The organism is Desulfovibrio sp. Huiquan2017, assembly GCF_017351175.1.
In the GTDB taxonomy this organism is placed as follows: domain Bacteria; phylum Desulfobacterota; class Desulfovibrionia; order Desulfovibrionales; family Desulfovibrionaceae; genus Pseudodesulfovibrio.
Genome location: NZ_JAFMPN010000008.1, coordinates 190,878 through 197,151, shown reverse-complemented (window position 1 = coordinate 197,151; position 6,274 = coordinate 190,878). Strand labels below are relative to the sequence as shown.

Here is a 6,274-nt window from a genome sequence, read left to right as displayed (position 1 = left end):
AAAACTCGGGAGTGCCGACATGGTATTTTTGCCTCCGGCGGCCGGGGGAAGGGGAGGAAAACCCCTTTGAAAAGGGTTCTTTCCTCCCCTTCCCCCGGACCCCCATCCCCTCCTTTTCCCAAACTTTTTAGTTCCGCTTCGCGGGGGAGTGAAGCGAAAAGACGGCGCCCTTCCTCACGCGAAGAAGCACGCCGTCCGATCCGTTTTTTCTCTTGAAATCATACACCGCACGGTGGGCGCCACACGCCCCTGCCGAAGGCACACAAAAAGTTTGGGAGGGTCCAGGGAACCCTTTTCAAAGGGTTCCCTGGCGGGGTCCGGGGCAGCGCCCCGGNAATCATACACCGCACGGTGGGCGCCACACGCCCCTGCCGAAGGCACACAAAAAGTTTGGGAGGGTCCAGGGAACCCTTTTCAAAGGGTTCCCTGGCGGGGTCCGGGGCAGCGCCCCGGCCGCCGGAGGCCCTTCCTACTCCGCCTGTTTCGGCCAGCTCGCCTCGTCGAGCAGGAAGATGATGTTCTTGTAGGGCACCTCGCCGTGCAGAGAGAGGCCGATTTCACAGGTGCGCGAGGTGGAGTAGCCCATGGTGCATCCCTCAAGCTGCTTGTGCAGGTCCTTGAGGGCCGCCTCGTTGAGCTCGGGGTAATTGAAGCCCCGGTCCCCGGCGAAACCGCAGCAGAAGACCTCCTCGGGCACAACCACTTCGCGGGCGCAGCGCCGGGCCAGGGCCTCCATGGGCTCGGCCAGCCCCATCTTGCGCGACGAGCAGGTGATGTGCAGGGCGATCCGGCGGTTGACCGGGGTGAACTCCAGACGGTCGGTCAGGAACTGGACCGCGAATTCCACGGGCTCATAGAGCTTGAGGTCCTTGATGTGCTCCTTCATGCGGTAAAGGCACGGGCTGGTGTCGCAGAGAATGGGCAGTTCGCCCCCGTTGCTGGCCGCGCGCAGGGCGCATTCCAGTTCCTGGAGCTTCCGATCTGCCTGACCCATGAGCCCCTTGGACTCCCAAGGCTGGCCGCAGCACAGCTTGGTCATATTGGCCGGATAGACGACCTCGTAGCCCGCCTTGGCCAGCAGGCTGAGGGTGCGGTCGCGAATGGCGGTCTTGTCCGGATCATGCTTTTCCGGCCCCATGTGCCGGGCCACGCAGCTCGGGAAATAGACCACGCGGTCGCCGGTCTTGGGCGAGGTCAGCCGAGCCGGGGTCGCGGTGCGGGGCATGGAAGTGTTCCAGCGGGGGATGAGCTTGCCGGAACCCTTGTGCAGAGCGCCCGCAACGGCATCCATGGCCCGGTCGCCGAGCACGTCCTGGGCGGCTCCCGCCACCCGCAGGGCCCCGGAAATCGCGTGTATGGTCAGGCCGGTGGCCCCGGCGGCGAAGGAAGCCACGGCGTTGTCCCAGCGGCCGTGGCCCCAGGCGCGGTACTGCTTGATGAATTTGCCGGTATCGATGGACACGGGGCAGCGGGTGCCGCACAGACCATCGGCGGCGCAGGTGGCCTCGCCGTCGTAATCGTAGCTGTCGTGGAAGGCCTTCTTGGTCTCGGCGGCGTCGCCCTCCTGTTCCTGGCGGGCGATTTCACGATAGGCCACGATGCGCTGGCGCGGGGTCAAAGTCAGGCTCCGCGACGGGCAGACCGGTTCGCAGAAGCCGCATTCGATACAGCGGTCGATCATGTCGTCGGCCACGGGCAGCGGCTTGAGGTCCTTGAGGTGGGCGCGCGGGTCGTCGTTGAGGATGACGCCGGGGTTGAGCAGCCCCTGGGGGTCGAAGAGCTGCTTGATGTCGCGCATGAGGGCGAAGGCGTCCCGGCCCCATTCGAGCTCCACGAAATGGGCCATGTTCCGGCCGGTGCCGTGCTCGGCCTTGAGGGAGCCCTGGTACTTGTTGGCGACCATGTCGGTGACGTCGTTCATGAACGCCTCGTAGCGGTCGATCTCGGACTGGGCGCCGAAGGCCTGGGTGAAGACGAAGTGCAGGTTGCCTTCGAGCGCATGGCCGAAAATGATCGCCTTGTCGTAACCGTGCTTGACGAAGAGCGCCTGGAGATCGAGGGCACCGTCGGCCAGGGATTCGATGGGGAAGGCCACATCCTCGATGATGACCGTGGTGCCCGGCTCGCGCACCGCGCCCACGGCCGGGAAGAGGCCCTTGCGCACGTTCCACAGCTTGCCGAATTCGGCGGGCACATCGGTGAATTGGTGTGGTTCCAGCGGCTCGATGTCCTTGACGATCTCCTTGACCGCCGCAATCTTCTCCGCCAGCTCGTCGGCCGACCCGGCACGGACCTCGACCAGCAGGGCGCAGGCATCCGGGCCGAGCTGGTCCAAGCCCTCGGGCATGCCCGGCTTGTCCTGGACCGAGGCGATGGCCGCACGGTCCATGATCTCGGCTGCGGATACGGCCCCGCCGCGAACGGCGGTGGCGGCCTGGCAGGCCGAGCGAATGTCCGGGAAACGCATCAGGGAAGAGGCCTTGTGCGGGTGTTCGACCACGGTATTGTAGACCACCTTGGAGATGAACGCGAGGGTCCCCTCGCTGCCCACCACGAGGTGCTGGAGAATCTCGAAGGGATCCTCGAAATCCACGATGGCGTTGAGGCTGTAGCCGGTGGTGTTCTTGATCTTGAACTTGCGCCGGATGCGGTCGGCCAGGGTCTTGTCCGCCAGGACTCTGGCGCGCATCTCGGACAGACCGTCGAGGATACGCCCATGGCTCTGGGCAAAGGCGTTGCGGCTGGCCGGATCGCCGGTATCAAGCGGTGTGCCGTCCACCAGGACCAGGCGCATGGAGTGCAGGGTCTTGTAGGTGTTCTCCGCCACGCCGCAACACATGCCCGAGGCGTTGTTGGCCACGATGCCGCCGATCTTGCAGGTGTCGATGGACGCCGGGTCCGGACCGATCTTCCTGCCGTGCGGCGCCAGGTATTTGTTGGCCTGGCTGCCGATGATGCCCGGCTCCAGCTCGATCTTGGCCGCGTCGTCGAAGATGCGGTAATGCCGCCAGCCGTCGCCCAGCCGGACCAACACCGAGTCGCTGATGGCCTGGCCGGACAGGCTGGTGCCCGCCGCGCGGAAAGTCACCGCCACCTGATGTTTATTGACCACGGCCAGAATGCGGACCACCTCGTCCTCACTGTCCGTATCCACCACGATCTTGGGGATAAGCCGATAGAAGCTGGCGTCGGTGCCGTACGCCAGGGTACGCAGCGGATCGGTATAAACCCGATTTTTGGGCAAAAATGTAAGCAATTCATCATGAATGGCGTCATATGGAGCAACAAGCATTTTCTATCTCCTTAGTATGCAATACGGGCAGGACTGCCCCGAAGGGACAACGTATCATGATTATTCTTCCTAATACAAGCGTATGCCATTATTTTCCCACCGCTCGCGCCGGTGCGGCATGCCGGAGCGGCACCCAGTTCCCGCCGGACGCGCACGCAAATCCGTAAAAAAAGGACCCCGGCGCAAAACCGGGGTCCTCGAATTTCCGCGCGTTGCGGGAAGGCTACGCGCGCAGCCGCCGGAAGACCTCCACGGCCTCAGCGGGCGGCGGGGTCTCCATGCGCCGGTAACGGCTGCCGTCGCTGGTCCGCTCGACCATGCGGTGATCGGCCAGTTCGCGCCTGAGCAAAGCGGGGTCCGCGAACAGATGATGTTGTTCGAGCAGTTCGCCGATCTCGCGCTCGTTGTAGTCGCGACGCGGCGCGATGCGCGACCACATGACCCACAGGCAGAGCATGCGCTCGGAGTGCTTCTTGGGCCAGCGGGTGAGCAGGCCCCGCCCGTCGAACAGGCGGACCACTCGCTTCACGCGCTTCGCATTGACCTCGGCGGCCGCCATCTCGGGGGGCTCTACAGCCCGACAGCCCTCGAACTCGGCCTTGAAGTGCTGGAAATTGCGATAGCCCACGGACTTGACGAGCAGGTTGAGCAATTCAACGTGGCCGGGCGCGGCTTCCGCATCCTGAAGCTTGCGGCGCAGGGTTCGGGCCAGTGCGGAGACGTCCCCCGCGTAAAAGGGCATGGGAACTCTGGACATGACATATCCTCGCTTGCGCGCCTGTCTCGTATGGGGACTGCCGGTGGTCGCCGACTTCCGACCCGGCACGCGGCAAGGTGTCGAACGGAATGGGAATGATGGCAGGTTTAGCTCCCCGGGGAGGGGCGGCGACGCCTGGGTGAACTGCCGACCGACAGCCACCATACGTGAACTCGACGCGGCGCGCAAGGCGCCTTGGCCTAGTCGGCCTCGTCCCACTGCTCACGCTTGAGGATCGGACAACACTTGCTCAGAGGCTCGAAGGACTTGGTCTCGCGCATGTAGCTCAGCAATTGGCCCGATTCCATCTCGAAATACCAGCCGTGCAGGTTCAGTTCCCCGGCGTCCACCCGCTCCCTGATCCAGGGGAAGGTCATCAGGTTGCGCACGGAACGCAGAATGCCCGCCATCTCGCAGGCGGTGCAGGACTTTTTGTTGACCTCGCCGAAATGGTCCACAACCTCATCCCGCACCGGACTCATGACGGACAGCCATTTGTGGAGGAACTCGGTGTGCCGCACCTGGTCGTCGTGCATCAGCGCGTCGATGCCGCCGCACAAGGAGTGACCGAGCACGATGAGGTGCTCCACCTTGAGGACCTTGACCGCATACTCGATGGCCGAGGACACGCCGTGGAAGCCCTCGTCGCTCTCGTAGGGGGGGACAATGTTGGCCACGTTGCGAACGACGAAGATGTCGCCCGGCTCGCACTGCATGATGAAGGACGGGTCGGTGCGCGAGTCGCTGCACGCGATGACCATGGTGGTGGGGTTCTGCCCTTGGCAGAGGACTTCGAAGGGAGCGTCCTCGCGGCAGAAATACTCGTTCCGGAAATTCCGGAACCCGGCGATGAACTTCTGAATATCTTTCATGGAAGTATGCACCTCGTGGATAAAAGCGGAGATTTTCGCCTCCGCCTTCTTGTTCCGTAGAGCATTTCCCGGCGCCTTGCAATGCGCTCCGGACCTCTCCGGCCGAGAAAAAATCGGCGGCAAAACGATCCGGTCGAGGGCCCGGGCATGGCCTCGTCCGCCAAGGCCGCGCACACGGGGGCATGCTGTCGCGCATGGCCTGGGGCAGGGGCCGACTCTCGAAGGGAATTCCGGGGAACGGAGCGACGGTTCCGGTGAAAAAACGGTTGTCGGACGCCTTGATCGTGTGAAAGTAAAGGGCGAGGTTCGGCCCGTGACATCGGCGGGTGGAGCCGTGCAGGAGAAGATACATCTCGAACCGCATGCGCCGCCCCCGGACGGATTCGAACATGAAAAAAACCGGCGTGATCCGGCGCGAAGAATTCGGTAAATAGCAGACACCATCCGGAACGCGGGGGAAACGACCTCTCCCCCGCGCGTCGGCAACCCCAAGCAGGCCGAAACAACGAGGACAACCATGCCTTATCCCGAAGGCTTCCTGAAAAACCGCTCCGCCTACGAGCCCGGCAAATACGCGGTCATCACCACAGAGGGCCGAGTCGTCAACGTGGTCCCCGGCATCGAGGGCTGCGCCCTGTCCATCCTGGCCTCGCCCAAGCTCGGAGCCAACTTCGTGCAGATGGTCGGCACCGTCTCCACCGAGGGCCGGACGACCATGCCCTACGGCAGGGCCGAGAACATCGAGACTTTTCTCTTCGTCATGTCCGGCGAAGGTTCCCTGAAGGCCGTCGTGGACGGCAAAACCGAAACCCTGACCGCCGGCGGCTACATCTACGCGCCCCCGGGCAAGGGCGTCTCCTTCGCCTCCCTGGGCGACGCGCCGGTGGAGATCCTGCTCTACAAACAGCGCTTCATCCCCCACCCGAACCCCGCGGTCCAGGTCCCGTGGACGGTGACCGGCTCCATCCGGGACATCGCCGAAAGCCGCTACGACGCCATGGAGAATGTCTTCGTGCGCGACCTCCTGCCCGTGGACCAGGCCTTCGACATGAACTTCCACACCCTGGCCTTCCTGCCCGGCGGTTGCCATCCGTTCGTGGAAACCCACGTCCAGGAACACGGCATGTACATCTATCAGGGCGAGGGCCTCTATCTCCTGGATGAGAAATGGCTGCCCGTGGAATCCGGCGACTTCATCTGGATCGCCCCGTTCTGCAAGCAGGCCTGCTACGGCATCGGCCGCGAGCGCATGGAATACATCTATTCCAAGGACTGCCACCGCGACGAAGCCATCTGACCCGTCCCGGCTTCTCCTCAGGCCGTCCGATGCCCCGGCGCCGGACGGCCCTTTTG

4 protein-coding genes are annotated in these 6,274 nt (G+C 63.9%); 1 reads left to right on the top strand and 3 read right to left on the bottom strand.

The window, feature by feature from the left end:
* Positions 1-469: 469 nt before the first annotated feature.
* The 3 genes from J0909_RS08555 to J0909_RS08545 form a co-directional block, all read right to left on the bottom strand.
* Complete coding sequence (locus J0909_RS08555) at positions 470-3,292, bottom strand: FAD-binding and (Fe-S)-binding domain-containing protein (RefSeq protein WP_207262068.1); 2,823 nt, start codon at positions 3,290-3,292, stop codon at positions 470-472.
* A gap of 223 nt (positions 3,293-3,515) precedes the next feature.
* Positions 3,516-4,049 (bottom strand): DUF2087 domain-containing protein, encoded by a 534-nt coding sequence (locus J0909_RS08550; RefSeq protein ID WP_207262067.1) that lies wholly within the window; start codon positions 4,047-4,049, stop codon positions 3,516-3,518.
* A 200-nt stretch (positions 4,050-4,249) separates the two neighbouring features.
* Positions 4,250-4,921, bottom strand: a complete 672-nt coding sequence (locus tag J0909_RS08545; protein ID WP_207262066.1) for a carbonic anhydrase — start codon at positions 4,919-4,921, stop codon at positions 4,250-4,252.
* Positions 4,922-5,438: 517 nt separating this feature from the next.
* On the opposite strand from J0909_RS08545, the gene allE reads away from it, so the two are divergent.
* A complete protein-coding gene (gene allE, locus J0909_RS08540) occupies positions 5,439-6,218 on the top strand; it encodes a (S)-ureidoglycine aminohydrolase (RefSeq protein WP_207262065.1) in 780 nt (259 codons plus the stop codon).
* Positions 6,219-6,274 lie beyond the last annotated feature (56 nt).